The organism is Rhodococcus sp. NPDC057135, from assembly GCF_042670865.1.
Classification (GTDB): domain Bacteria; phylum Actinomycetota; class Actinomycetes; order Mycobacteriales; family Mycobacteriaceae; genus Rhodococcus_F.
The window spans coordinates 45,967-69,976 of sequence record NZ_JBHUUU010000022.1 but is presented as its reverse complement, the minus strand read 5'-3'; the positions used below and the strand labels follow the sequence as shown (position 1 = coordinate 69,976).

Annotated in this window: 25 protein-coding genes and 1 pseudogene; 15 read left to right on the top strand and 11 right to left on the bottom strand. The window is 62.2% G+C overall.

What is annotated here, in order from left to right:
- Window positions 1-39 precede the first annotated feature (39 nt).
- Window positions 40-954 carry a tyrosine-protein phosphatase gene (locus tag ACFT1A_RS29265; protein WP_378449867.1) on the top strand — a complete coding sequence of 305 codons (915 nt, stop codon included), beginning with the start codon at window positions 40-42 and terminating at the stop codon, window positions 952-954.
- A gap of 174 nt (window positions 955-1,128) precedes the next feature.
- Here the strand turns inward: ACFT1A_RS29265 and ACFT1A_RS29260 are convergent, their stop codons facing one another.
- On the bottom strand, window positions 1,129-1,704 hold the full coding sequence (locus ACFT1A_RS29260; protein WP_378449855.1) for a TetR/AcrR family transcriptional regulator: 576 nt from the start codon (window positions 1,702-1,704) through the stop codon (window positions 1,129-1,131).
- A 108-nt stretch (window positions 1,705-1,812) separates the two neighbouring features.
- Here ACFT1A_RS29260 and ACFT1A_RS29255 point away from each other — a divergent pair, with 108 nt between their 5' ends.
- The 3 genes from ACFT1A_RS29255 to ACFT1A_RS29245 all read left to right on the top strand — a co-directional run bounded on the left by ACFT1A_RS29255 (window position 1,813) and on the right by ACFT1A_RS29245 (window position 4,485).
- Window positions 1,813-2,994, top strand: a complete 1,182-nt coding sequence (locus tag ACFT1A_RS29255) for a GDSL-type esterase/lipase family protein (RefSeq protein ID WP_378449854.1) — start codon at window positions 1,813-1,815, stop codon at window positions 2,992-2,994.
- A gap of 71 nt (window positions 2,995-3,065) precedes the next feature.
- Window positions 3,066-3,572: a VOC family protein gene (locus ACFT1A_RS29250; protein ID WP_378449853.1), complete on the top strand. Its 507-nt coding sequence runs from the start codon at window positions 3,066-3,068 to the stop codon at window positions 3,570-3,572.
- A gap of 52 nt (window positions 3,573-3,624) precedes the next feature.
- A complete protein-coding gene (locus ACFT1A_RS29245) occupies window positions 3,625-4,485 on the top strand; it encodes a MerR family transcriptional regulator (RefSeq protein WP_378449852.1) in 861 nt (286 codons plus the stop codon).
- Window positions 4,486-4,504: 19 nt separating this feature from the next.
- Here ACFT1A_RS29245 and ACFT1A_RS29240 read toward each other — a convergent pair whose 3' ends face one another.
- Window positions 4,505-4,660, bottom strand: coding sequence for a hypothetical protein (locus ACFT1A_RS29240; protein WP_003942131.1), 156 nt, complete (start codon window positions 4,658-4,660; stop codon window positions 4,505-4,507).
- A 263-nt stretch (window positions 4,661-4,923) separates the two neighbouring features.
- On the opposite strand from ACFT1A_RS29240, the gene ACFT1A_RS29235 reads away from it, so the two are divergent.
- The gene (locus tag ACFT1A_RS29235) at window positions 4,924-5,973 is read left to right on the top strand and encodes a biotin/lipoate A/B protein ligase family protein (protein WP_378449851.1); all 1,050 of its coding nucleotides are present in this window, start codon (window positions 4,924-4,926) and stop codon (window positions 5,971-5,973) included.
- A 54-nt stretch (window positions 5,974-6,027) separates the two neighbouring features.
- Here the strand turns inward: ACFT1A_RS29235 and ACFT1A_RS29230 are convergent, their stop codons facing one another.
- Both ACFT1A_RS29230 and ACFT1A_RS29225 read right to left on the bottom strand, forming a co-directional pair.
- On the bottom strand, window positions 6,028-7,188 hold the full coding sequence (locus tag ACFT1A_RS29230; RefSeq protein WP_378449850.1) for a hypothetical protein: 1,161 nt from the start codon (window positions 7,186-7,188) through the stop codon (window positions 6,028-6,030).
- Window positions 7,188-8,135, bottom strand: coding sequence for a metal-dependent hydrolase (locus tag ACFT1A_RS29225; protein ID WP_378449849.1), 948 nt, complete (start codon window positions 8,133-8,135; stop codon window positions 7,188-7,190). The genes ACFT1A_RS29230 and ACFT1A_RS29225 overlap by 1 nt, the downstream gene beginning before the upstream one ends.
- A 225-nt stretch (window positions 8,136-8,360) precedes the next feature.
- Between ACFT1A_RS29225 and ACFT1A_RS29220 the strand changes: the two genes are divergently transcribed.
- Window positions 8,361-9,032 (top strand): TetR/AcrR family transcriptional regulator, encoded by a 672-nt coding sequence (locus tag ACFT1A_RS29220; protein ID WP_378449848.1) that lies wholly within the window; start codon window positions 8,361-8,363, stop codon window positions 9,030-9,032.
- Here the strand turns inward: ACFT1A_RS29220 and ACFT1A_RS29215 are convergent.
- Entirely contained in the window at window positions 8,983-9,717 is a 735-nt protein-coding gene (locus ACFT1A_RS29215) for an energy-coupling factor transporter transmembrane component T family protein (protein WP_378449847.1), read from the bottom strand. The genes ACFT1A_RS29220 and ACFT1A_RS29215 overlap by 50 nt on opposite strands.
- A complete protein-coding gene (locus tag ACFT1A_RS29210) occupies window positions 9,714-11,753 on the bottom strand; it encodes an ATP-binding cassette domain-containing protein (protein WP_378449846.1) in 2,040 nt (679 codons plus the stop codon). Before ACFT1A_RS29210 ends, ACFT1A_RS29215 begins: the two co-directional genes overlap by 4 nt.
- Window positions 11,754-11,855: 102 nt before the next feature.
- On the opposite strand from ACFT1A_RS29210, the gene dapB reads away from it, so the two are divergent.
- Together dapB and ACFT1A_RS29200 are read left to right on the top strand one after the other, a co-directional pair.
- Entirely contained in the window at window positions 11,856-12,620 is a 765-nt protein-coding gene (gene dapB / locus ACFT1A_RS29205; protein WP_378449845.1) for a 4-hydroxy-tetrahydrodipicolinate reductase, read from the top strand.
- The gene (locus tag ACFT1A_RS29200; RefSeq protein ID WP_283303888.1) at window positions 12,617-13,081 is read left to right on the top strand and encodes a hypothetical protein; all 465 of its coding nucleotides are present in this window, start codon (window positions 12,617-12,619) and stop codon (window positions 13,079-13,081) included. The genes dapB and ACFT1A_RS29200 overlap by 4 nt, the downstream gene beginning before the upstream one ends.
- Window positions 13,082-13,115: 34 nt before the next feature.
- Here the strand turns inward: ACFT1A_RS29200 and ACFT1A_RS29195 are convergent, their stop codons facing one another.
- Both ACFT1A_RS29195 and ACFT1A_RS29190 read right to left on the bottom strand, forming a co-directional pair.
- Window positions 13,116-13,772 (bottom strand): DUF3105 domain-containing protein, encoded by a 657-nt coding sequence (locus ACFT1A_RS29195; RefSeq protein ID WP_378449844.1) that lies wholly within the window; start codon window positions 13,770-13,772, stop codon window positions 13,116-13,118.
- Between the two features lie 48 nt (window positions 13,773-13,820).
- Window positions 13,821-14,780, bottom strand: coding sequence for a hypothetical protein (locus ACFT1A_RS29190; RefSeq protein WP_378449843.1), 960 nt, complete (start codon window positions 14,778-14,780; stop codon window positions 13,821-13,823).
- Between the two features lie 206 nt (window positions 14,781-14,986).
- On the opposite strand from ACFT1A_RS29190, the gene ACFT1A_RS29185 reads away from it, so the two are divergent.
- Window positions 14,987-15,403, top strand: coding sequence for a DUF1801 domain-containing protein (locus tag ACFT1A_RS29185; RefSeq protein WP_378449842.1), 417 nt, complete (start codon window positions 14,987-14,989; stop codon window positions 15,401-15,403).
- A 7-nt stretch (window positions 15,404-15,410) separates the two neighbouring features.
- On the opposite strand, the gene ACFT1A_RS29180 is transcribed toward ACFT1A_RS29185, so the two are convergent.
- Window positions 15,411-16,568, bottom strand: a complete 1,158-nt coding sequence (locus ACFT1A_RS29180; protein ID WP_378449841.1) for an isochorismate synthase MenF — start codon at window positions 16,566-16,568, stop codon at window positions 15,411-15,413.
- Window positions 16,569-16,768: 200 nt separating this feature from the next.
- Here ACFT1A_RS29180 and ACFT1A_RS29175 point away from each other — a divergent pair, with 200 nt between their 5' ends.
- The 6 genes and pseudogenes from ACFT1A_RS29175 to ACFT1A_RS29150 all read left to right on the top strand — a co-directional run bounded on the left by ACFT1A_RS29175 (window position 16,769) and on the right by ACFT1A_RS29150 (window position 21,779).
- Window positions 16,769-16,999: a phosphopantetheine-binding protein gene (locus ACFT1A_RS29175; RefSeq protein WP_003942230.1), complete on the top strand. Its 231-nt coding sequence runs from the start codon at window positions 16,769-16,771 to the stop codon at window positions 16,997-16,999.
- Window positions 16,987-17,787 carry a 2,3-dihydro-2,3-dihydroxybenzoate dehydrogenase gene (locus ACFT1A_RS29170; RefSeq protein WP_378449840.1) on the top strand — a complete coding sequence of 267 codons (801 nt, stop codon included), beginning with the start codon at window positions 16,987-16,989 and terminating at the stop codon, window positions 17,785-17,787. The genes ACFT1A_RS29175 and ACFT1A_RS29170 overlap by 13 nt, the downstream gene beginning before the upstream one ends.
- 41 nt (window positions 17,788-17,828) lie before the next feature.
- A complete protein-coding gene (locus tag ACFT1A_RS29165) occupies window positions 17,829-19,493 on the top strand; it encodes a (2,3-dihydroxybenzoyl)adenylate synthase (protein WP_378449839.1) in 1,665 nt (554 codons plus the stop codon).
- 36 nt (window positions 19,494-19,529) lie between these two features.
- Window positions 19,530-20,177 (top strand): isochorismatase family protein, encoded by a 648-nt coding sequence (locus ACFT1A_RS29160; RefSeq protein ID WP_378449838.1) that lies wholly within the window; start codon window positions 19,530-19,532, stop codon window positions 20,175-20,177.
- A 47-nt stretch (window positions 20,178-20,224) separates the two neighbouring features.
- Window positions 20,225-20,440 (top strand): annotated as a pseudogene (locus tag ACFT1A_RS29155) (flavodoxin family protein); the annotation flags it as partial.
- A gap of 883 nt (window positions 20,441-21,323) precedes the next feature.
- Window positions 21,324-21,779 (top strand): flavodoxin family protein, encoded by a 456-nt coding sequence (locus ACFT1A_RS29150; protein ID WP_378449837.1) that lies wholly within the window; start codon window positions 21,324-21,326, stop codon window positions 21,777-21,779.
- Window positions 21,780-21,792: 13 nt separating this feature from the next.
- Here the strand turns inward: ACFT1A_RS29150 and ACFT1A_RS29145 are convergent, their stop codons facing one another.
- Both ACFT1A_RS29145 and ACFT1A_RS29140 read right to left on the bottom strand, forming a co-directional pair.
- Window positions 21,793-22,512: a hypothetical protein gene (locus ACFT1A_RS29145; RefSeq protein WP_378449836.1), complete on the bottom strand. Its 720-nt coding sequence runs from the start codon at window positions 22,510-22,512 to the stop codon at window positions 21,793-21,795.
- A 222-nt stretch (window positions 22,513-22,734) separates the two neighbouring features.
- Complete coding sequence (locus tag ACFT1A_RS29140) at window positions 22,735-24,006, bottom strand: hypothetical protein (protein WP_378449835.1); 1,272 nt, start codon at window positions 24,004-24,006, stop codon at window positions 22,735-22,737.
- Window positions 24,007-24,010 lie beyond the last annotated feature (4 nt).

Sequence of the window (24,010 nt, the reverse complement as noted above, 5' to 3'; positions counted from 1 at the left end):
TTGCGGGGCGCGGGGTCCTCCCGCACAGCGAGTGAGAGGATCAGAATGACGACTGCTTACGCGCGCCGCCGAGGGGTGCGCCCTTTCGGAATTACCCTCGCTGCACTGGTTGCCGTGGGTGCGGCCCTGACCGGTCCCACACTCGCCTCCGCCTCGAGCGACGACCTGCAATTGGGTTCGAGCCAGTTCGGATCGTCCGGGGAGCAACCGCCGCTGCCGGAGATCCCACCGCCGTCCGCGGCCGGGATCAGGCTCGACGAGGCGCGGAACTTCCGCGACATCGGCGGCTACCGGACTACCGACGGCAGGACCGTCCGGACAGGCCTGGTGTTCCGTTCCAACAAGCTCAGCTCGCTCAATGAGACTGATCTGGCAAAACTCACCGCCGCGAACCTGACCCTCGACGTCGACCTGCGCAACGCCTCCGAACGTGCGGAGGATCCCGATCGGATCCCCGCAGGGGTCACCTACCAGGTCGCCGACGTCGTCAGCATCGAACACGGCATCGCGTTCCACGAGTTTGTTCCCCTGACCCTCGGTCGCGCGTTGATCGACGGCGCCGTCAAGGGAACCTCGAACATCGGCCAGAGCATCGGCTACCCGTTCATGGTCAACTACCGTGGTTCCGATGTCGCCTTCCATGACCTGCTGACTGCGATCGCGAACAACTCCGACGGCGCATCCGTCTACCACTGCAGTGCAGGGAAGGACCGCACCGGTTGGGGTACTGCGATCCTGCTGACCATTCTCGGTGTCCCGCGTGAGTTCATCAGTGCCGATTTCATGGCGTCGAACACGTACCTGGGCCGGGACGACGCGGTGGACCTGTCGTGGCTCGATGCGGCGTATGCACAGGTCGACCGACTCTACGGCGGTATGGATACTTACGTACGGGAGGGCCTCGGCGTGGACCAGGGCACTATCGACTCTCTGCGCGCCAAGCTTCTCCTCTAGGGGCAGCCCCACACCTCGGCTTCTTGCCCACTCGGACCCGCTGCTGTCCCAGTGCGACTGATGGTTGCGGAATGCGTACCTGTGGGGCACTGCTCCCGTGGTGGGCCCGAGGTTTCTTGGCCGTGTGCGATCACCAAGTGGCGCAAGCACTTTGCTGGCAGAAAGCGAGCCTGATCATGCACTCGAGGCGGGCCAATTGGTCAGCATCGAATCGAGTGCCTCAAGGATCCTGGACCAGCTTTCGGCGCTGTCCGGTGCGCTGTGGCTGAACGATCCACCCAACTCGAGGCTGGCGTACCCATGGAAAACGCTGCCGAGCAATCGAACTGCGTGGGTCTGATCGAGATCGGTGAGGTTGTACCCGCGAAGAATTGATCGCATCATCTGCGAGTGTCTGAAGCCCGCGCTCGCAGCTGCGGCCTCCGGTGTGAGGCGCATCTGTGACGCGGCGTATCGGCCGGGGTGTGCCCTCGCGTAGTTGCGGTACACGTTCGCGAAGGCGGTCAAGGCGTCGCGGCCGGACCGACCGGCCACGGCGTCGGAAGCCTGGTCGGCCATCTCCTCCAAGGCAAGCAGTGCGATTCTGGTTTTGAGGTCGTTCGAACTCTTCACGTGCGAGTACAGGCTTGCGACCTTGACGTCGAACGCTCTGGCGACCGCCGATACGGTCACCTGCTCGAAGCCCACCTGGTCGGCCAATTCGGCGCCCGCCACGGCGAGGCGTTCGGGTGTCAGTCCTGCGCGAGGCATGTCCGTTGGTCCTGTTCGTCGAGAAGTGAAACCGCTTGCCTAAATAGTATAGGCAAATTACTGTGTGCTGTAGTTAAAACCTTCGCAACTTATCTACAGGTGAATGAGATGAACAGCCAGAGCAGCTGGATTACTACCGCAATTTCCGAGGACATCGTGCGCGGAGCCCTCGAGCTCGAGCGGACCGAACGCGGTGTGCTGACGCACCGTCTGCCCGCCAGGGCTCGCACACAATTCGCTGACGGGCAGATGGCAATGGCGCAATCACAACCGTCCGGAGTGCGGCTGGTGTTCCGAACCAGCGCTACGGCCATCGAACTCGACACTCTGCCCACGAAAATGATCTACATCGGTGCCCCGCCGAGGCCACAGGGTGTGTACGACCTGCTTGTCGACGGCGAACCAGCCGGGCACGCAATCGCTGAGGGCGGCAACACGGTGACGATCGACATGGCGACCGGTAGCGCTCAGAGACAATCCGGACCCGTCAGCACCATCCGCTTCGCGGACCTGCCTGCGCGATCAAAGGCTGTCGAGATCTGGTTGCCGCACAACGAAACCACCGAACCTGTCGCACTACGGACCGACGCCCCACTCGAACTCGCGGTCGAGACGAAGCGTCGCGTGTGGCTCCATCACGGAAGCTCGATCAGTCAAGGATCCGGCGCTGAAAGTCCCTCCCGCACTTGGCCTGCTCTCGCAGCCTCCCTCGGCGGCGTGGATCTGATCAACCTCGGGTTCAGCGGCAGCGCTCTGCTGGACCAGTACACCGCCCGCGCTATGCGAGACACCGCAGCTGACCTGATCAGCATCAAGATGGGCATCAATCTGGTCAACTCCGACGTGATGCGCCTGCGGGCCTTCACGTCGGCAATGCACGGCTTCCTCGACACGGTCCGCGACGGTCATCCAGCCGCTCCACTGTTGGTCGTCTCGCCTGTCTACTGCCCGATTCACGAAGGCACGCCTGGACCTGGTGCATTCGATTTCGACGCGCTTGCCAGAGGCGAAATGCGATTCGTTGCTACCGGCGATCCCGCCGAGCGCGCAGCCGGAAAGCTGACGCTGCGCTCTATTCGGGAAGAGTTGGCGCGCATCGTAACCCAGCGATCGGCGGATGATCCCAATCTGCATTACGTCGACGGGTGCGATCTCTACGGTGCGGCCGAGAACGAAGAGTTGCCGCTTCCCGATCAGCTCCATCCGGACGCTGCGACGCACCGCCTCATCGGCGAACGCTTTGCCCAACGGGTATTCGCAGACGACGGCGCATTCGCACGCACGGTGTGATCGCGCAATCTGGTTCGATCGGATTTCACACGATTTGACCCTGACGTAGCGTGAGGGCTCACGATGACTTCATGACCGATACTTACCCAGCATTCGACATCAGCCCCGTCCCTGTCCCCGCTACCGATGCCGTGCCTCCGGAACAGTTCCGAGGTCTCTACGGAATGCCCATGTTCGTGTCAGTTCCGACATCGGATCTGGCCGAATCGGCCGACTTCTGGATCCGTGGGCTCGGTTTCTTCGACCTCTTTTCGGTACCGGATCGACTGACGCACCTGCGACGCTGGGCATTTCAAGACGTTCTGCTCGTGCCCGGCGAATGTTCAGATTCACCACCGTCCGTCAGTGTGAGCTTTGCGTGTGTGCTGAGTCAGATCGACCAGATCGCACAGGCGTGTGAGGAATTGCGGCCCGGATGCACCAGCGGTCCACATCTGAAGCCGTGGAATTCACTGGAGTTGGAGATTGTGACACCTGAGAACGCGCGCGTGATCATGACGGCCGCTCGTACGTACGACCCGAACAGTGCCGAGGCCGAGTATCTGCGAGGTATGGGAATTGACGGACCCGACGACTGAACAGAGGGCTGACGCCGAGTCCTCCCGCACCGCGTCTGTCAGACTGGATGCCGTGACGGAGCAACTCTTCGGAGACGACGCAGGCAGTGCTCGCACTGTCGGTGCTGCCGCATCACGACTAGGCATAACCGTACGTACCCTTCATCATTGGGACGCAATCGGTTTGGTGCGTCCGTCCTGGCGCAGTGACGGGGGCTACCGGCTGTACACCGACGCGGACCTCGGCCGCATCGGCCGGGTGCTTGTCTACCGTGACGTGGGCTTGTCGCTCGACGAGATCGGGATATTGCTCGATGCGCCCGCAGCCCACGTGGACGAGACGCTGCGTGGGCAGCGCGCCGAGTTGCGGCAACGGATAGCCGACTTGGAGGAACTGGGCGAGTCCTTGGATCGCATCATCGATGCCAGGAAGTCGGGTGTGCTGTTGCCGGCACACGAGCAGGTGTCGATCTTCGGCCGACACTGGCAGCCGTCATGGGGGCCGGAGGCGAACGAGCGTTGGGGTGACAGCGCGCAGTGGGCGCAGCACGCGGAACGGTCGGCAGGTAGGACTGCTGAGGATTGGCAGAAGATCGCCGACTGCGTCGAGATGCTCAACGAAGACCTGGCGCTGGCGTGCCGGTCCGGAGTCGAACCGGGAAGCGTCGAGGCGAATTTGCTGGCCGAACGACACCGAGCGTCGATCGGCGTCTACTTCGACTGCACACACTCGATGCAGGTGTGTCTGGGACGGATGTACGTTTCCGATCCGGGCTTCTCCGAGTTCTACGACGCGCGGTTCTACGACGCGCGGTTCTACGACGCGCGGTACTACGACACGGTCGAGACTGGTCTGACCGTGTGGCTCCGCGCTGTCATCGATGCGAATGCTCGGGCCAACGGAGTTGACCCCGAATCGGCGACGTGGGTGTGAGTGAGCTGGTGGTCGCTCATCAGTCCAATGACGCGCAGGCGGTGCACCACGGTCGGCCGTCGACTCCGGGGGCACGATGGGACACTGCGATGCGCGCGGCCAAAATGCAGCTTTCGTTGTCGTGATAGACGTCGAGATCCGAAGGAACCGTCGAGTGGAACGCCGGGACCTTCATGTCTACCTCCGTTGTGACTTGCCAAGGAGTTGGCTCGTTGCGGCAATCCTCCCACCCCAGAGATCATCTCGCCTGTCGGCAGAAGCGGGAGTCAAGGCAGGGGCCGACACGTGCCGTCCCGTCCTCGCGATTGTGCAGCCCCGCAGCGACTTACAGGTGTGAGTGATTGGTCGCCTTGCCGGCCGAACAGATGCGCACTGCGTGCGCGGTGTGATCTTCGACGGCGCTCACCGCAGAGAATCCCGCAGGGATAGGCTGGACGAATGCGTGGAGAGTACAAGGTTCCTGGTGGAAAACTGGTCGCGGTCGACGTCGAGGTGGCGGACGGTCGGCTGGCCGAAGTCGCAGTCTCGGGGGACTTCTTCCTCGAGCCCGACAGCGCGCTCGACGACATCAACTCGGCGTTGCGCGGAATGCCCGCCGACTCGGATGCAGAACAGTTGGCGCATGCCATCTCCACTGCGCTCGACGAGTCCGTCTCGATGATCGGCTTCACGCCGCAGTCGGTCGGCATCGCGATCCGGCGCGCACTCGGTCACGCCACGAGTTGGGCGGATCACACGTTCGACCTCATCCCACCGGTGGTTCTCGATCCCGCGATGCACGTCGCGCTGGACGAGGTCATCGCGCGTGAGGTCGCATCGGGTGAGCGTCCGCCGACATTGCGTTTCTGGGACTGGGACTCGCCCTTGGTCGTGATCGGATCGTTCCAGTCCGTGCGTAACGAGGTCGACTCCGAGGCGGCTGCGCGGCACGGCATCGGGGTGGTGCGTCGAATCTCCGGTGGCGGCGCGATGTTCATGGAACCGGGCAACTGCATCACGTACTCGTTGGCAGTACCGGCGTCGTTGGTCGAGGGGTTGAGTTTCGAGCAGTCCTACGCGTTTCTCGATCAGTGGGTCATGGGAGCGCTTGCCGAGGTCGGTATCAACGCTCGGTACGTGCCGCTCAACGACATCGCCTCGGACAAGGGCAAGATCGCCGGCGCCGCTCAGAAGCGATTCGCGTCCGGCACCGTGCTCCATCACGTGACCATGGCCTACGACATCGACGCGGAGAAGATGACGCAGGTGCTGCGAATCGGACGAGAAAAGATGTCGGACAAGGGAACCAAGAGTGCGGCCAAGCGCGTCGATCCGCTGCGTTCGCAGACCGGAATGACGCGTGCAGCAATCCTGGAGTCGTTTGCGCAGCACTTCCGAGGTCAATACGACACCCGCGACAGCGACTACACGGACTCGGAGTTGGAGCAGGCGCGCAAGCTGGTGGAGACGAAATTCAGCACCGAAGAGTGGACTCACCGCGTCCCGTGACGCCGTGACCCCGAGAAACCGGGACGAGACCCGAGAGGTCTCGTCCCGGTCGACCTAGGTAGCCGGAGTCGCTGAGTTCGCGCCGAGAAGTTCAGCGTCGTCGGCGCGGGAGTTCCGCTTCGGAATGGTGAAAGTCGCGCTCACGCACAGGATTGCGATGACGAAGCACGCCAGTGTGTACCACAGGTTCCCGATGGGATCTCCAGCGCTGGTGGAACCGTCGACTGCGTCGAAGAAGTCGGGAAGCGCACTCGCCCACAGGATTGCCATGACAACCAGGTACACCACGCTGTAGATCTGGACGAACTTGTTGGTGTGGGCAGGAGCGTTCGATTCTGCCGAGCGCAAGTGCGTCCATTGGCGGACGAGAACCACGATCGCGACCACCGTGAGGACGGCAAGTTCCGCCGCGTAGAGGAACCCGCGAACGGTGTCGCTCCCCATTCCGAAAACCGTCGCCGGGAGCGGGAGGATGAACGTTCCCAGTGACGCCAGAAGGCCGATCACGATGGTGCGCCATACCAATTGAAGTCCCGAGAAGTGCTTGCCGGCATCGACGTGCCGTCCGACGAAGTACTGAACGCAGAATGCCAGCGACATGGGCCACAGAGCGGCGAAGACGACCACGCTGGGCAGTGGAACCGCGTCGAACATGGGTTGGTTGATCGGGTTCGACGTCGACCACTCCCACCAACGCAACTGGGGACCGAGGTGGTCGAAGATTTCGTAGAACGCGTGGTGGACGAAGCCGACGCAGACTGCGCCCAGTAGTGGACCGTATTTGCGGAAAACGCCGAGCATTCTGACTATTTCGAAGGCCAACGTCGCCATCAGTGGATAGATGGCAACGATGTACAGCGGCAGACGACCCCACATGAAGTCGACGGTGAACACGTTGTGCGCGAACATCGTGTCCACTTGTTCTTCGATGCCGAACGCCGCCGGGAAGTACAGCGGAGGCTCGATGATGAACAGGTAGGCGGTGGCGCCGAACCAGAGAACCAGGTTGGTGGGGTCGCCGTTGCGGCGCAACCGCACGATCGCCAGGACCAGTGCCAGCACCGAGCCGACGATGATCGTCCATTCGAGGACGGGCAGGGTCCAGTTCTCCAGCGCCGCCGGGTTACGGAACTCGACGAGTCCACCCGCTTCCTGACAGGAGAAACCGAGTTCTGTTGCGAGCTGGGCAAACGTGGGGGAGCAGTGTTCTGCCATCAGTTGGCCCCTGACGTGATCGACTCGGCTTGTGCCTGAGCTTCGGCGGTGTACCAGCGTGTGCAGTCGTAGCCGTCGTCGTAACGCTTGAACCACTGGTCGGCGAGTGCGGGGAGTTTCTCGAGGTCAGGGTTGTGATTGGGCATCTGGCTGCGGAAGACACCGCCGAGTGCGACGAGTTGTTCTCCGAGTTGCAGGTGATCGAAGGCGCGAGGCATCGTGCCCTTGGTCAGATACGGAGCGAACGACGTCAGAATCTTCTGCTTGGTGCGGTGGGTGGCGAACATCGACAGTGAGTCGACTTGCCGCTCGGAGAGCGGAACGTGCTGGTTGAAGCCTGCGCAGGCGATGCGAATCACCTTCATCACGTGCGCGAAGATCGACGGTGCCATCCGCATCCGGTAAAGCTCGCTTCCGACAACGGAATTGAAGATGATCAGAGCCGAGCTACGATGCTCGACCTCCTCGACGAAGTGCCAGATGAACAGCGACGCGACGCGGTCGTCTCCCGGGCGGAACAAGGTCGCCTCGTTGTCGAGCATCAGCTTGAACACCGGAGTGAAGGTCGCCTCCAGGTCCGCGGTGTATGCAAGCCGGTAGTTCAGCGAGGTCGCCTCGGTCAGTAGATCGAATTCACCGATCACAGCGTCGAGCGTGTTCTGTAGTCCGGGGTAGCGCCTGATCAGAGCCTTCACATGCTGGCGGTGCGCGGTCGAGTGATGGCCTTCCTGACGCATGAACGCCACGGCTTCCTCGGCCACCTCAGGATCGCTGATCCGCGACTTGGTCTGCATGATCATCTTCACGATCATCTTCTCGAAACCGATGGCCAGGAACGAGACCGCGTTCGACATGCTCGACCAGGCCGGGTTTTCCGGGTTCCACAGGAAGGGAACGTCATGATCCTCGAATCCGAAATCCATCTTTCGGGGCTGAAGGTTGGTCACTTGTCGAACCTCGTCTTTCGGAGGGGCTGGTCAGGTGGCCGCTCTGGCATTGGAAGCCACGTGTGGCGGTAATCATACATATTGGTGTGCAGTTGTATGTTCACTTTCGTGGACGGAGGGAAATTCGAGCGGTCCGGATGCAAATCTCGCCTGTGTTAGCCTGTGGCTCTTGGACTTCGAGCGCAAAGACATGGTTCGAGCCTCGTTCGAGCGAGGAAGTGGGCAGTGGCACGAAGGCGTGGGTGGGGCGGCAATCCACCGGACAGTGACGAAGATGCATCTCGTCGCATTGTCGAGGCCGCGGTCGAGCTGATCGGACGGACGAGTTCGGAAATCAGCATCGGCGACGTCGCCGAGTCACTCGGCGTGATCCGGCAGACCGTGTATCGATACTTTCCCAGCGCCGACGCTCTGATGAGGGCAGCTGCGATCGCGTCGGTCGACGGCTATCTCGATCGACTGACCACGCACGTGAGCGGCATCGAAGACCCCGTCGAGGCGATGACCGAGGGCGTCGTCTACACCCTCACCCAGGTCCACCGAACTCCCCATCTCGGCATTCTGCTCACAAGCACGAATTCGAGTCTTCATCCCGAAGGTCTGACCTCTCAGGAGGCGCAAGCCTTCGGAATGGCGATGATCACCCGCTTCGACGTGGACTGGCCGAGTTACGGATACGACGACACGTCACTTCAGGAACTGGTCGAATACGTCCTGCGGACTATGCAGTCGTTTTTCCTCGCGCCCGGCGATCCGAAGCGGAGCGACGAGGAACTGCGGCGATACTTACGACGCTGGATGGGTTCCGCGATCATCGCCCAATCGGGTTCGATGAAAAGTGACCCGGTCAGCGCAGAGTTATCGTCAAAGCGACCGCGCTCGCGCACGCAACAATGACTACGACCAAGGCGAACAGGTCGGCCAGCTGAGGGCGCTTGGGGTACGCCGCGATCAATCCGGTGCCCCCGCGAGCGGAGATCGCTTCGCCCATTTCGGCAGATCGCCGAATTGCCACCGACATGGTTGTGGTGATCAGGTCGACTATCGAGTTGTCGGCAGCGCTGTTCACCACAGCTTTCGGGCGCAGTCGCCGTGCCGCGACGAGAGTGAGCATCTCGTCGATCAGCAGCGGAAGCGAACGAATGCAGAGGGCTGTCGCGATCGCCCACTCGTCTACGGGAATCTTGAAGAATCGAAGCGGTCGGCCCAGAGTAGCGAGGGCAGGGGCCACATCGCTCATCGACGTCGTCCACGCCAACATCAGTGAGACACAGAGCAATACAAGGCCGAAGGTCACGGCTTGCAGGTACAGGAACACCGCGTCGAGGCCGATCGGAAGGTTGATCAGTGCGCCGAGCAGAATAAGCGCCCACAGCCACCACGGAGGGTGGGGAACTGCTGTCGGGGGAATGCGTCCGATCACCGCGGTCAGCAGCAGCAGTCCGAGCACGACGCCGATCGTCGGCCAGGACGGTGTCACAACCACCACGATGCTGACGAGTACGACGGCCACGATCTTCGTTCCGGCCCACAGTCGATGGACCGGAGAAGAAGTCGGAACTTCACGCAGGAGGGTGGTCACGTTGTCGATCCTTCCAAAGCTGCGTCGGCGGCCGGATCCAGTATGCGACCCTGCGACAGTCGAATCGTTCTGCTGCACACGGCATCCATGCCGTCGACGTCGTGGGAGATGACGACAACTGCGGTTCCGTTCCGACGAATCCACCGGAGTACGTTCAGGATTTCGTGGCGGCCGGGCGGATCGAGACCGGCGAGAGGTTCGTCGAGAATGAGCACTCGGGGTTGGCGGACGAGGAGACCTGCCAGCACTACGCGTCTCATCTGCCCGCCGCTCAACTCGTCGATACTGCGGCCGGCGATGTGACGGTCGAGTCCGACGGCGTCGAGCGCCCAGGACACTTGTACGGATCCGATCTCCGGACCACCGGCGGCCTCGATGTCTTCGGCGACGGTTCGGCGTTGCAATTGCAGCCGCGAATGTTGGAACGTGAGCCCGACGGTGCCTAGTTGGCGCGAGACAGGTTTGCCGTCGAAGACTGCGGTTCCCTTGCTCGGTGTGATCAGGCCGGCCATGATCCAGGCCAGGGTCGATTTACCGGAGCCGTTGCCGCCCAGGATCAGTAGCCCGTCCCCGTCGCCGATGGTCAGGTTCACCTCCGACAGTGCACGTCTCGACCACGGAGTCCGGTCGTTGTAGGTGTGCGTCACATCAGTGAGTTGGAGGACCGCGCGAGTGCCGGCCGGCCAGGGCGCGGCGGGCGGACCTGCAAACGTCGACGTCATCCAACCGGGTTGGTGGTCGATCTGCCGTCCGCGTTGCAGTTGAATCACCCGATCTGCCGCGCGGGTGTCGGCGTGGTGATGGGTCACGAGTACCACGGCCATGGGATGGCGTCGTGGAAGTTCGGCGAGGAGTGCGACCAATTCCTCCCGGCCGGCCTGATCGACCATCGCGGTGGCTTCGTCCGCGATCAGGAGAGCGGGGCGCCGCGCCAGAGCGGCAGCAACCGCCAGACGTTGCATCTCGCCACCGGAGAGCCCCGAGGTCTCGCGCATACCCATGCCGGCGAGCCCTACTTCAGTGAGCAGTGCATCGACGTCGGGATGTGACTCTGGGGGAAGCCCCCAGACGACGTCGTCCGCGACGCGGGTTCCGAGGATCTGGCTCTCCGGTCGTTGCAGGACGACGGCGGTTCCGCCCTGTCGGCCGAGGCCGGCGGACCCGGGTCTCGTCAGGGCCCCGACGGTCGGTGCGCGACCGGCGAGCAACCGGGTGAGTGTGGACTTGCCCGAGCCGTTGTGGCCGACGACAGTGACGAACTCTCCGCGTCGGACGGTGAAGTTGACATCGACGAGGGCCGGCGTCGATGCACCCGGATAGGTGAAGCCCACGTGATCGAAAGTCACCGGCAACGGATCGATCGGACGGTCGTCGGGTGTTGTCTCGAGTGGGTCGGACGAGGGGAGTGCAGCCAATCGATCGAGGACGGCACCGAGGACAAAATAGGAGATGACGGTGCTCAGGACGATCCCGGAGATGATCGACGCGGCGATCCACAACCACCAGTAGTCGATGATCGAGCCGATGCTGTTCTCGATCCACTCGGCTGACCCGACCAGGGAGGGCGCACGCTTCAAGATTGTGGCCACACCCAGCGCGGTGTTCTCGAGCGAGTTCAACAACAAGTTGCGCAGGGGAGCGAGTACAAGAAGCAAGACTATGGAGAACAACGCCAGCGCCGGCCCGATGACAAAAGACGACAGCAGCGCGGAGACGAAGCCGAGACCGCGCCGCTTGACCGTGCCGATGATTCCGCCGAGGAGTGCGCACAGTGCCACCGCCCATGCTGACCCGGAACCGGCGGCAACAAAGGCGACCGCAGTAGCCGACACTCCGGCCGTCACTACCGCACGGACCCGAAAGCGCTGGGCCACAATTCCCATCGGAACCGCGGCCACGAGGTTGAGGGCGCTGGCCATGGGGATGACCGTGGCGATGACGGACAACGCGACCGTGAATCCGGCCATGACGGCACCCGTTGCCAACTCGAGTGGTCGAAGGGGGCCGGTTTCGCGGACTTGCGGACGGTTGCTCACTACGTCCAGTGTGCCAGTGGTGACATAACTCCTGCCCGACTGATGGTGAGCGCGTCGGCGCGATTGCGTAGGCTTCACCTCAAACAATGCATCGGACGGAGCGTGGAAGACGTGAGTGCAGCACCCATCAGGGTCGGGGTTCTGGGAGCCAACGGCAAGGTCGGTCGAGCGATCTGCGAGGCAGTGGAAGCTGCTCCCGATCTGGAACTTGTTGCGCAGGTCGACACCGGTGATCGCATCGAGACGTTTGTCGACACCCGCACCCAGGTAGTGGTCGATTTCACTCACCCCGACGTCGTCATGGGAAATCTGGAATTCCTCGTGGCCAACGGAATTCACGCTGTGATCGGCACCACCGGTTTCGACGAGTCCAGGCTCGCGACTGTGCAGTCCTGGCTCGACGCCCAGCCGGCAACGGGTGTTCTGATCGCGCCCAACTTCGCCATCGGCGCGGTGCTGTTGATGCGTTTCTCGGCTGCGGCGGCGCGTTTCTTCGATTCCGTCGAGGTCATCGAACTTCACCATCCCAACAAGGCCGACGCGCCTTCGGGCACCGCATACCGAACGGCCGCGATGATTGCCGAGGCTCGCGCGGAAGCAGGCGTCGGACGCAGTCCTGACGCCACCACGACCGAACTCGAGGGTGCGCGCGGAGCCGACGTCGACGGCGTTCGGGTTCACTCCGTGCGCATGGCCGGCCTGGTTGCGCATCAGGAAGTGATTCTCGGAACGCAGGGCGAGACGCTGACCATTCGGCACGACTCCATCGATCGGAATTCGTTTGCGCCGGGCGTTCTGCTCGGAGTCCGCCAGATCGGTTCGCGTCCAGGCCTGACGGTCGGTATCGATTCCTTCCTCGATCTATGAACAAGACCACCCGCACTCTCGCGCTGATCGTTGCGATCTGTATCGCGCTCGCGGTGTACTTCGTGCTGCTCGGTCAGCGCGGAATCCAGCTCATCCAGGACGGCGGTGGCGCCGCGATCGGTCTCGGGATCGGAGTGCTGATCCTGCCGTTCCTGGGGCTGTGGCTCGTCATCGCCACCCTCCGTGCGGGGTTCACGCACCAGCGTCTCGCGCAGCAGATCCACGACGAAGGCCTCACGGTCGACGCCTCTTCGCTTCCGAAATTGCCTTCGGGTCGGATCGAGCGAGCGGCCGCCGACGAGTTGTTCGCTCAGATCAAGGTCGACTGGGAAGCAGATCCGGACAACTGGAAGCAGAACTTCCGACTCGCTCGCGCTTACGACTACGCCGGTGATCGAAGCCGGGCGCGGGAAACCATGCGCCGGGCAGTGGAACTGGAACGTCGTTCGCGAGGCAAGTAGTTTCCTCTGCTGAGACCAGGGGATCGGTGAGGTGCTAGCGCTCCGGAACCGTTGCGGGAGAAGACGGGTCCGGAGGGGTGGGGTCGAATGGCGGCGGGTTGTTCGGGTCGAAGCTCGTTACCGGCACCGAACACGTCGCGCCCACTTCGGGATACGTGTTCGGATTGACCCGCAATGCCGAGACGAATTGATCGATGCGAGCGTCCTCGGCGTTGTCGAGCTTGAGTTGACGGCCCCATGACTGCAGCGAGATCGGCGAATCCAGGGTCGGGTACGGCGACATCAGTGTGTAGCTCATGCCCTCGACTCGCTGCGCCAAGCGGGCCTGATCCTCGCCTGAGACGAGGTCGGGGTTGTACGTGATCCACACGGCTCCGTGCTCGAGAGAATGGACCGCATTCTCGGTCCGAATCGCTTGCGGATAAACAATTCCGGTGCAGTTTGCCCAGACTGAATCATGACGGCCGCCGAAAGGCGGTGAATGTGTGTACGCCACACGTTCGTTCGGGCGTACGTGTTGAGCGGCTGGGTAATCGACCGCGACGACTCCGTCGATGGCTTCGGACGGATCCGGGTTGTCGACGCTCGGAACGAACGCATCCGAACGAGGTGTTCCTTCGACGGAATTCGCGCACGAAGCCAGCGCGAGAACTGCCGAGATCGCCACTGTCGCTCGAAGTTGTTTGTTCACTCGGTCATGATAGCGGCGCCCGTTCGCTTTCCCCGGGACGTGAATCGACTACGAGCCGAGAGAGCCGCTCACACCGCCCGACAGTGCGATGTCACTGGCACCGCGAAGAATTCGCAGCGGCGGCAACGGCCCTTGGTATGCCTCGGAACCGCTGATCAGATCACCGGCAGCGTCGAACGCGATCGCTTCACCTTGTGGCTCGTCGGGAAGGGGAACACGAATCGGTTTGGTGGTCAACGCTTTCACGACATCACCATCGGGAGCTGAATACAGGTAGACGTCCGTGTACGTGCGAAGCGCTACCACCGTGCCGTCCTTGCTCACAGCGCCGCCCGTGACGGCCATCGTGCCGGCATGAGGAACAGGCCCACCGGAAGTGAGGGTGGGTGTCATCCTCAGCTGGCCCACTTCGGCCAATATGGTCGGCGACGACGTACTCAAATCTTGAACATGCTGTCGCTCAGCGGTTGTGTAGACGACGCTTGCACCGAAATAGTCCTTGGTGACGATGACAGGAAGCCCGTCGCTCTGGATCAACAGTGTCTCGGCGTCGTGCGCCCCGTCCGGATAAACAAGGGGGTAGGAGGTAGCGGTACCTGAAGTCGGATCGAGTTCGATCAGCCCGATCGACGTTCGTACCGCGTTGTTGTCGCCGATGTCTGCCAGCCACAGATGGCCGTCAGGAGTCGACGAGAGATCCTCGACATCGACGCGAGGAGTGCCCACATTGATCCAGCGCTGAACGTGGCAGTTCGAATCGAGTTCGGCGACGCGATCGTCAGAGCCACTGTCGCTGATTGCGTACATCTCGGCCGCGGTGGCGGTGAGTCCGGACAGCTCGGAAAGCCCCGCATCGATGGGTGTGCACAGAACGTCGAAGACGCGCGAGGCCTGGTGCGCCGCCGCCGGAGCAGCGTTGACACCAGCGACTGCGGCGGCGAGAACAACCGAGCCGGCAGCCGCGGAGATCGAATGGGCAAGCGCGCGATTCCACATCACAATTTCCACATCACAATGGAGTCCTCCGGGCCGAAAAATCGGGACTTAGTACCCAGAGAATACTGGACGTCCGTCTCGGATTGTCCGAAAAGAGCAAGAAATGGTCTACGCCTCGACGTCGTGATGCGTCAGTGGTTCGCCGAATGAATGTGGGTGCCGGAGGGGATACTCGATTCACTGGCGATCGGCGACAACGAGCAGGAAGTGACGAAGCGATGGCGAAGAGTGATCCCGAAAAGCAGAGTGATCCCGAAAAGCAAGGCGCAGACTCCCCGTCTCAGTTGATCGACAAGCGAATCGAGGAACTCGGAGATTGGCGGGGCGAGACGCTCTCGCGGATACGCACTCTGATCAAAGAGGCGGATCCGGATGTAGTGGAGGAATGGAAGTGGCGAGGAGTCCCGGTGTGGTACCACGCCGGAATGATCTGTACCGGTGAGACTTACAAGAGTGCAGTCAAGGTGACTTTTGCCAAAGGCGCATCACTCGAGGACGCCTCAGGTCTCTTCAACTCCAGCCTCGAGGGCAACACGAGGCGGGCGATCGACTTTCACGAGGGCGAAGCCGTCAACGAAAAGGCGTTCAAGGCACTCGTTCACGCCGCTATTGCCCTGAACACCTCGAAAAAGTGACTCCCAGTCAGAGCTGATGTTCAGCGAGGTCGAACGCGCTGAGTAACGTGCGGAATTTTGTACTGGTCTCTCGCAGTTCGGTTTCAGGATCGGAAGAAGCGACGATGCCGCCGCCGGCGTACGCCCGCGCGGACAGACCGTCTGCGGCGATCTCGGCGCAACGAATGGCTACCATCCACTCGCCGTCTCCGGTGCGGTCGCACCAGCCGATCGCGCCGGCGTAGAACCCGCGATCGCCCTCGGTTGCGGTGATGTGCTCGCGCGCAGCGTTTGTCGGTGTTCCGCAGACAGCGGGAGTCGGGTGCAGCGCCATTGCCAGTTCGAGAGAGGTCAGGCTCGGGTCGGTCAGGACGCCTTCGATCTTGGTCCCGAGGTGCCACAGTTGCGGTGTCCGAAGCAGTTCCGGAGCACTGGGTGCACTGAATGACGTGCACAGCGGTCCGAGTATCGCGCTGATGGAATCGACGACAAAAGCGTGTTCGGTGAGATCTTTGGTCGAAGCGCGGAGTTGCTCGGCGTTCGCCTCGTCCTGATCCGCATTCGGATGCCGTGCAATCGAGCCCGCCAACGGGTGGCAGGTGACGATGTCGCCTCGCCGTTCGATCAGAACCTCTGGTGTCGAGCCGACCAGCGAACGTCCGCGGTACCCGCCACCGGCGGGGGACAGGTCGACGCAGAAGCCGTTGTGCGCGTGGTCGAGTGCAATCAATTTCTCGGCCAGAGCGGAGGGGGAGATCGCGGACTCGGCTTCGATGGTCAGCGAGCGTGCGAGGACAACTTTGTCGAGTTCGCCTGCTCGAAGACGGGCGATGGCGCTGCGGACCCTGTCGGTGTGGATCTGTGGACTCGGTTCGAATCCTGCTACCCGCGAAGAGGGGAGTGCCGGAACGTTAGAGTGATATAGATCACCGCGGACTCGCGTGAAACTCAGCGGCGCAGTGAGGGCGGACGGTGTCTCCGGGGAGAATGGCAAGGCGCCGACGACCGAGTCGATACGCCCCGTTTTGAGGGCTTCAGCCGCGTCGAAGGCCGAGTCGAATTCTTCGACTACTCCCGAAGTGCGGATCGACGTTTCCCTACGTGAGAGCAGGAAAACGGAGTCCGTTCCATCGTCAGTCCGGTTGTTGCGCAACGGGAATTCGGAGACTTCGGCGAGTGCTGACATGGACACCCTTCCAGTTCGACAGGATTGCTTGCTATGTTGAGGCTAGCCTTAGTTCGGACGAATTTGTGTCGCGAGCGTCTGGGTTGTGTACTTCCGTACCGTTATGGTTAGGCTGGCCTAAAGTCAAGGCGTGCGGACGGGGTCGACACGAGGGTGGGTTGGCTCGATCGGAGCGCGTCGACCACTACTCGAGGAGACCGATGAGCAACACCGTGGACCGTGACCAGATCGTGCGCGACGTCGCCGAGGTTCTGTCGATGAGGGCAGAACAACTCGGCGACGACGCGGACTTGGGTGACGAGGGCCTGGACTCGGTTCGTTTGATGACGCTCGTCGAACGGTGGCGAGGAGCGGGCGCGGATGCCGACTTCGCCGAGTTGGCAGAAGAACCCACGATCAATGCCTGGGTTCAGGTCCTGTGCCCGCAGTGAGCGGGCACCGAGTCGCCGTGGTCACCGGTGCGGCGGCGGGTATCGGCGCTGCAGTTGCCCGGACTCTTGCGCGCGACGGGTATTCGCTGGCGCTTCTCGATCGCGACGACGTCGAATTGAAGCGGGTAGCCGCGGAATTGGCAGAAACCATCACCGATGGCGCCTCGATCGAGTCCCACGTCGTGGACGTGACCGACCGGCAAGCAGTCGATGCAGCAGTGACCTCCACGATGGACACGTACGGCCGGATCGACGCGCTCGCGCACGTCGCCGGAATGCTCGACACCGGATCGGTGCTGGACTCTGATCCCGATCAGTGGCGGAAGATCTTCGGCGTCAACGTCTTCGGTTTGCTCAACGTGCTGCAAAGTGTGGGACTGGAAATGCGTCGTCAGCGGACCGGGTCGATCGTGGTGGTCTCGTCCAACGCAGCCGGTGTGCCACGTATCGGGATGGGTGCTTACGGTTCGTCCAAAGCTGCTGCGACGATGTTGGTTCGAACCGCTGGACTGGAGTTGGCCGCCGACGGGATTCGTGTCAACGTGGTCGCTCCGGGATCCACCGACACCGCAATGCAGCGTTCGTTGTGGTCGGACCCCTCCGACGATTCGGGTGCCGACGCGGTCATCGAAGGCAATCTGGCGAGCTATCGCCTGGGCATTCCGCTCGGAAAACTGGCCACCGCAGACGATATCGCCGACTCGGTGCACTTCCTGCTGTCCGACCGGGCGGCCCACATCACCATGCAGGCGCTGTACGTCGATGGTGGAGCGACGCTCAAAGCGTGAGACGTATTTGCTGACAGCACTTTCGAAGAGGAGTCACTTGCATGACCTCGAGGATCGCTCGCGAGCCCTTGGCACCCGTCGCACAGTATCCACCCGAATTGGTGACGCACTATCGGGAACGAGGCTACTGGACGGACGAGACGCTGGCCGGATTCATCACGGATGCGGCCGCACGACATCCCGACAACGAAGCTGTGGTCGGTAGCGATGCCGCTGGAGCAAAAACACGGTTGACGTATTCCGAGCTCGATCGTCGCAGTTCGGCAGTGGCCGGAGGCCTGTTCGCGTTGGGTGTTCGCGCCGGTGATCGTGTGCTCCTGCAGCTACCGAACATCGTGGAATACGTCGAAGCATTGTTCGGTGTGCTGAAGCTCGGTGCACTGCCGGTTTTCGGGTTGCCGGCGCATCGCCGAACCGAAATCGGCTACTTCTGCCAGTTCGCTGATGTCGCTGCCTATATCGTGGCCGACCGTCATGGCGGGTTCGACTACCGCGCACTGGCGCGCGAGGTGAACGAAGGCCTCGAGACTTCGCCTGTTGTGATCGTGGCTGGTGATCCCGAAGAGTTTGTCGGTTTCGATTCGCTGCGCGGATACGAGGTTCCCGTTCTTGCCGACGTCGATCCGTTGTCGGTCGCCTTTCTTCAGCTTTCCGGTGGCACGACCGGTGTTCCGAAGCTGATTCCGCGAACGCACGCCGACTACCTCTACTCGGTGCGAGCATCCAACCCGATCTGCGGCGTCGACGACTCGACGCGCATGTTGGTGGTTCTTCCTGCAGCGCATAATTTTCCGATGAGTTCGCCAGGCATCCTGGGTGTTTTCCACGCGGGCGGCTCCGTCGTTCTGGCGCCGGACACCATGCCCTCCACAGCTTTCGGTCTGATCGAATCAGAGCGAATCACGCACGCGTCTTTGGTGCCACCGATCGCGTTGGCCTGGATGGCCGCCCCCAGCAAGGCAGATCACGATCTGTCGAGCTTGCGGGTTCTCGGCGTCGGCGGAGCGAAGTTCAGCGCCGAAGCCGCCGCGCGGGTGCCCACGGAGCTGGGCTGCACCCTCCAACAGGTGTTCGGGATGGCCGAGGGGCTGGTCAACTACACCCGCCTCGACGACACACAAGAATTGATCGTCAGCACGCAGGGTCGGCCCATTTCACCCGACGACGAAGTTCGTGTGGTCGACGACGAGGGCGCGCTCGTCGAGCCCGGAACCACGGGGCACCTGCTGACGCGGGGGCCGTACACGATCCGTGGCTACTACCGTGCGGATGCGCACAATGCCGAGGTCTTCGATGCCGAAGGTTTCTACCGCACCGGCGATCTGGTCAGCGTCACCGCCACTGGTCACCTGATAGTCGAGGGGCGTGCAAAGGACCAGATCAACCGCGGCGGTGAGAAGGTTGCAGCGGAGGAGATCGAAAACCACCTGCTCTCGCATCCTGCGGTCCACGACGCGGCCGTCGTGGCTGTTCCCGACGAGTACCTGGGCGAGCGAACGTGTGCAGTCCTGGTGATTTCGGGAGAAGCACCGACTGTCGGCGAGATCAAGCGATACATACGAGGCCGAGGCGTTGCGGCGTACAAGGTTCCGGATCGAGTGGAATTCGTGACCGAGTTCCCCGTCACCGGCGTCGGAAAGACCAGTAAGGCGGCCTTGCGCCGTGTTCTCAGTGAATCGATTGCGGCGCAGACGCTGTCGAGTTGATCGGTTCTCACTCCCACTCTCTCGAGGAGATTTTTCATGGCGCTACCCACCGCAGTCCGATACGAGATGCCCACCGAGTTTCCGCAGAATCGGGTCGACTGGACACTCGATCCTTCCCGGGCGGTGCTGCTTCTGCACGACATGCAGGAGTATTTCGTGAACGCGTACGACCGAAGCGTCGACCCGCTCCAAACCGTGGTTCCGAACATCGACCGCCTTCGTTCGTCGGCGCGAGCTGCCGGGATCCCGATCGTCTACACCGCCCAACCCGGTGATCAAGACCCCGAGGAGCGCGCGTTGCTGTCGGATTTCTGGGGACCGGGGCTGAAGGCAGATCCTGCTCACACCGACGTGATTGCCGAGTTGGCTCCGCATCCGGAGGACGTCATGCTCACTAAATGGCGCTACAGCGCCTTCATCAAGACAGACTTGCGTGAGCGACTGCGCGAGAGTGGGCGTGACCAGCTGATCATCACGGGAATCTATGCCCACATCGGTTGCCTGACTACCGCTTTGGACGGGTTCATGCAAGACGTGCAGATCTTCTTCGTGGGCGACGCGGTCGCCGACTTCTCCCTGGACGAGCATGTCGGTGCACTCGAGTACGCGGCCGGACGCTGCGCCTCGGTCACCCGAACCGATGACCTGGTCAAGGCGATGAGCTCGGAAACGGTTTCGGCGTAGGAGTGAACGGCGACGGGTTCGCCACCCGTCGCCGTATTGTCAGGTGTGTGAAGACTTTGTTGGTGGTTCACCACTCGCCCTCGCCGACAACCCACGAATTGTTGGATGCGGTCCTTGCCGGGGCCCGCGATCCCGAGATCGAGGGCGTCGAGGTGAAGGTGATGCCGGCGTTGGCTGCGACAGTGCCCGACGTACTTGCTGCTGACGGATATCTTTTCGGTACCACCGCCAATTTCGGTTACATGTCTGGGGCGCTGAAACACGTAAGTCACGTATACCCTGCTATTGCGTTCCGGCGCAGGTCAGCCTTGCTTCGGAGTGCGACATGACAAGTGTGGTCGCCTGGGAGCGGGATGTTGGCGTGCTGTCCGAACTGGTTATGGCCAGCGACAGCCGTCTGGGGGGTGGCGAAGAGTGGGACGCCTGTGCCAAAATCTTTGACATCGGGAGGTCTGACGCACTGTTAGGTTTCGCGGGCAACACGTGGCGTGCACTTCCGCTTATTTTCCAGGTTTTGGCAACTACTCGGGCATACGAGGGTTCTCTGCTCCGTACCCTGGATTTGCCGAAGTACGCAGGGCATCTAGTGCGAGTGTTGAACGTTGTGCTTGAGCAGGCGAAGGGGCCCGCTGCTGCAGCGCCGCCTGAGTGTGAGTTCCTTCTGGGTGGTTGGTCCTGGTCGGAAGGGCGCTTCTTGTTGTACCGATACCGGTTCGACAGGCTTGCATCAGAGTTCAAGGCCGACAAGATGCGTACGCCGCCCCCGTCGATCCGTAAGCCCGGGGGTGTCCGTCTGTACGGCGCAATCGGAGACGGTGGTCGGAATCTCACTGGTCAAGTGGCCAAACAGTATGGCGTTGGCGACATTTCTGGGCCCGTTGACTATCACCCCCTCGAAGCGCTATACCAGCAAACTCTCGATCCTGAATTGCACAGCGTCGGGGGCCCTGTCCAGGTTGCGAAGGTTTATCGGTCGATTCGAGTTGAACATTTCGCTACTCGGAAGGGTGATGGTCTGTCTATTTCGGGGCGACCCGTCCTGCCATATGCTGAGAATGTTGATCTCCGTGTTATCGGTCGTCGTGACGACGGAACTTGGTCCGTTGAGCCGCCCGGAATGCTCCGTCCTTAGAATAAAGGAGCGTAATGTCAACACGTCTGCTGATCGTGCACCACACGCCATCGCCGTACTGCCAGGCGATGTTCGAGGCGGTACTCAGCGGTGCGACCGACCCCGAGATCGAGGGCGTGGAGGTCGTCCGCCGGGCGGCGTTGTCGGTGTCGGCGAGCGACTTCTTGGAGGCCGACGGGTACCTATTAGGCAGCCCGGCGAACCTCGGGTCGATTTCAGGTGCCCTCAAGCACGCGTTCGATCAGAGTTACTACCAGATTCTCGACTCGACGCGGGGCCGCCTGTTCGGGCTCTACCTGCACGGCAACGAGGGCACTGAGGGAGCCGAACGCGCCGTGGATTCAATCACCACGGGTCTCGGTTGGGCGAAGGCGGCCGACTACGTCACCGTGTCGGGCAAGCCCGAGAAGGCGGACCTGGAGCGGTGTTGGGAGCTGGGTGCGACGGTCGCCGCGCAGTTGGTGGAGTAGGCGGGGTCTCCGCTCAGTCCCAGCCCCACTTTTCGGCGAGTGACGGGTCAATATCCGTTTCCAGCAAGGTCGCGTGCTCTTCCCGATCGTGGGCCGTGCAACAGTCGTGCGCATCGTCGTCGAAGGGCACCTCAAGGTGCGTGTGGCAGTCGTCGACGAGGGTGCACAGTTGGCGAAGGATCATATCGCAGGCTGTAAGAACGTCATGGTCGGTACTCAGCAGAGGTTCGTGGTACTCACGCCGAACTCCAAGCTGTTCTCCAATGAACGGCCGGTCGGGATGGACGAACATTGATGCGGAATTGCTGTTTGCGATTCGATCAATCAAAAGGTGGCTGGGCTCGTCGGTTTTGAGTTCGGTCGCGAGAGCGAGCTTTAGACGTCGATGACTGAACATTCCAAATTCGACCTGGCTGGAGCGAATCAGACTTCCCCGGTGGATTACGAAGTTGCGGGCAGTGTTGAACTGAGTGAACAGATCGTCGGCTAACACCTGGCCGACCCGCTCGCGCCGCCACGCGTTCTCTCCTTCCTTTTCCATGTCCAGCCGAACCATCTCAAGCACAGATTTTGAGCTGGCGAGAAAGGCGTTGGCTGAGTACCTAAACGGGGCAGGGTGATGGTAGGCCGCGATCATCTGGTGGAGCTGAAAATGACACTCGAACACGCGATCATGGGTCAAGACAAGTGGGCATGATCGAAGTTCTATCGCTGGGTCGTCGACTGATGGCACAGAGATACAGTAGCTCCGCGTAAGGCGACGAATCCATCTTTTCAGGCGAGGGCGGCGGGCGTCACCTTGAAGCTTCCCGGCACGCGGCCCGAGCGAATCGACGAGAGGGCGAACGCTCGCAGGTCGGGCTCGTCTTCGGGTTGGAACAAACGCCTTGTCGATGTCGCCCTGCATGGCGGTGCCATGCATGAATAGGTGTCGAGCGAGTCCGGAGATCGAGCCCTAGCAGCTCGAGATCAGGCGAGGGAAGTCCTCGGGTCGGGTGTCACCGAACCCGCGGACGACCTTCTCATCCTCACGGCCGGACGCGGTGAGCACCCGGCGCAACATGCTCGACGTCGGCGGGCCGCCATGCCGCCAATACGCTTCGGCGTACGGGCTGGCGTAGGCGATACGGGCGCTGTTAATACCTGTGGATTGCGCGGCGTCGAGGGTGCAGCGACCGACGATCTTGGGGTCGTCAGGCGTGAGGGGCACCGTGCCGCACGGTGTCGCCGAACACCGTGCGGTGATGGCGTGCCCAGCTTCATGTGCGCAGATCGCGAAGCGCTGCTTCTCTTCTGGGGTGATGTCGCGGAGCCGGAGCTTGCCCATCGCGGATGTCCTATCTGTTGGAGGTGGTGATGCCGGCACCGACGAGGCGACACTCAGCCAGACCCTCGTCGGTGCCGGTGGGGTGGTGGTGAAGGGACGAAAGGTCACAGCCCGCGCCTTGCCGAGACAATCGACGTAGCCGCAGTCGAACACCCACGTGTAACCGAGGGGTGTCCTGAGGGTCGAGCCCGAGGGCACGATCAGGCTTGCGGCCGAGGCAGCCGCCGTGACACCGGCGGACGTATGGATGAAGCCCGTGGTCTTGGCGAGTTCGGCCTCCAGGTGGCCGGCGGCGGCAACGAGATCGGCCGGTGCAGGACCGGCGGGGGTGTCGACGATCAGCCGTGGCGCGACATGGGCAATATCGCTATTCGGGACGCTTCGGGTGGTCGTGAGGAATGCTCCTTGTTGATGTTGTTGGGGCCGCCGGTAGCGGCTTCGAGAGCGAGATCGGGCCTGCCGGAACCGGCGTGGCGGAATACCTCGCCGATCCAGGCGGGGTCGATCGCTTCTGCCGATGGGGCTGTGGCCCAAATCTGCCGGCCGAATTTCGTCGGGCTCAACGGTGGAGGAGGTCATCAGACGACCCTCATCAGTCGGGGTCCGACACTCGGGGTATCGAGCGGGTCGGGTAGCCGGAGGTAGGTCTTGCCGCCGATCTTTGAGGGCGACGACTTCTCCAGCGCCGGCGAGAGCGACCGATGCGCTCACGGCCGCCCAGTAGCCGGCGGCCTCGGGTAGCTCGCGCCGGATTCGGCTCCAGGCGATGACGTCGGGGTCGTCGGCGTCGGGAGTGAGCCGGGTCAAGATTTCGAGTAGCTGGTCTTCGATCGTGGTGGTCGTGCGGGTCTCCTCGTGGTGTCCGTGCTGCGGGGTGTTCTCCTCGGTTGTGGCACGCACGGTG

Coding starts and splice junctions, on each gene's coding strand:
- ACFT1A_RS29260 (WP_378449855.1), bottom strand. CDS start 1,704: ATGCCTCGCGCAGGACTGACACCCGAACGCCTCGCCGTGGCGGGCGCC.
- ACFT1A_RS29175 (WP_003942230.1), top strand. CDS start 16,769: ATGAGCAACACCGTGGACCGTGACCAGATCGTGCGCGACGTCGCCGAG.
- ACFT1A_RS29230 (WP_378449850.1), bottom strand. CDS start 7,188: ATGGCAGAACACTGCTCCCCCACGTTTGCCCAGCTCGCAACAGAACTC.
- ACFT1A_RS29185 (WP_378449842.1), top strand. CDS start 14,987: ATGGCGAAGAGTGATCCCGAAAAGCAGAGTGATCCCGAAAAGCAAGGC.
- ACFT1A_RS29250 (WP_378449853.1), top strand. CDS start 3,066: ATGACCGATACTTACCCAGCATTCGACATCAGCCCCGTCCCTGTCCCC.
- ACFT1A_RS29180 (WP_378449841.1), bottom strand. CDS start 16,568: ATGTCAGCACTCGCCGAAGTCTCCGAATTCCCGTTGCGCAACAACCGG.
- ACFT1A_RS29165 (WP_378449839.1), top strand. CDS start 17,829: ATGACCTCGAGGATCGCTCGCGAGCCCTTGGCACCCGTCGCACAGTAT.
- ACFT1A_RS29235 (WP_378449851.1), top strand. CDS start 4,924: ATGCGTGGAGAGTACAAGGTTCCTGGTGGAAAACTGGTCGCGGTCGAC.
- ACFT1A_RS29240 (WP_003942131.1), bottom strand. CDS start 4,660: ATGAAGGTCCCGGCGTTCCACTCGACGGTTCCTTCGGATCTCGACGTC.
- ACFT1A_RS29150 (WP_378449837.1), top strand. CDS start 21,324: ATGTCAACACGTCTGCTGATCGTGCACCACACGCCATCGCCGTACTGC.
- ACFT1A_RS29255 (WP_378449854.1), top strand. CDS start 1,813: ATGAACAGCCAGAGCAGCTGGATTACTACCGCAATTTCCGAGGACATC.
- ACFT1A_RS29200 (WP_283303888.1), top strand. CDS start 12,617: ATGAACAAGACCACCCGCACTCTCGCGCTGATCGTTGCGATCTGTATC.
- ACFT1A_RS29160 (WP_378449838.1), top strand. CDS start 19,530: ATGGCGCTACCCACCGCAGTCCGATACGAGATGCCCACCGAGTTTCCG.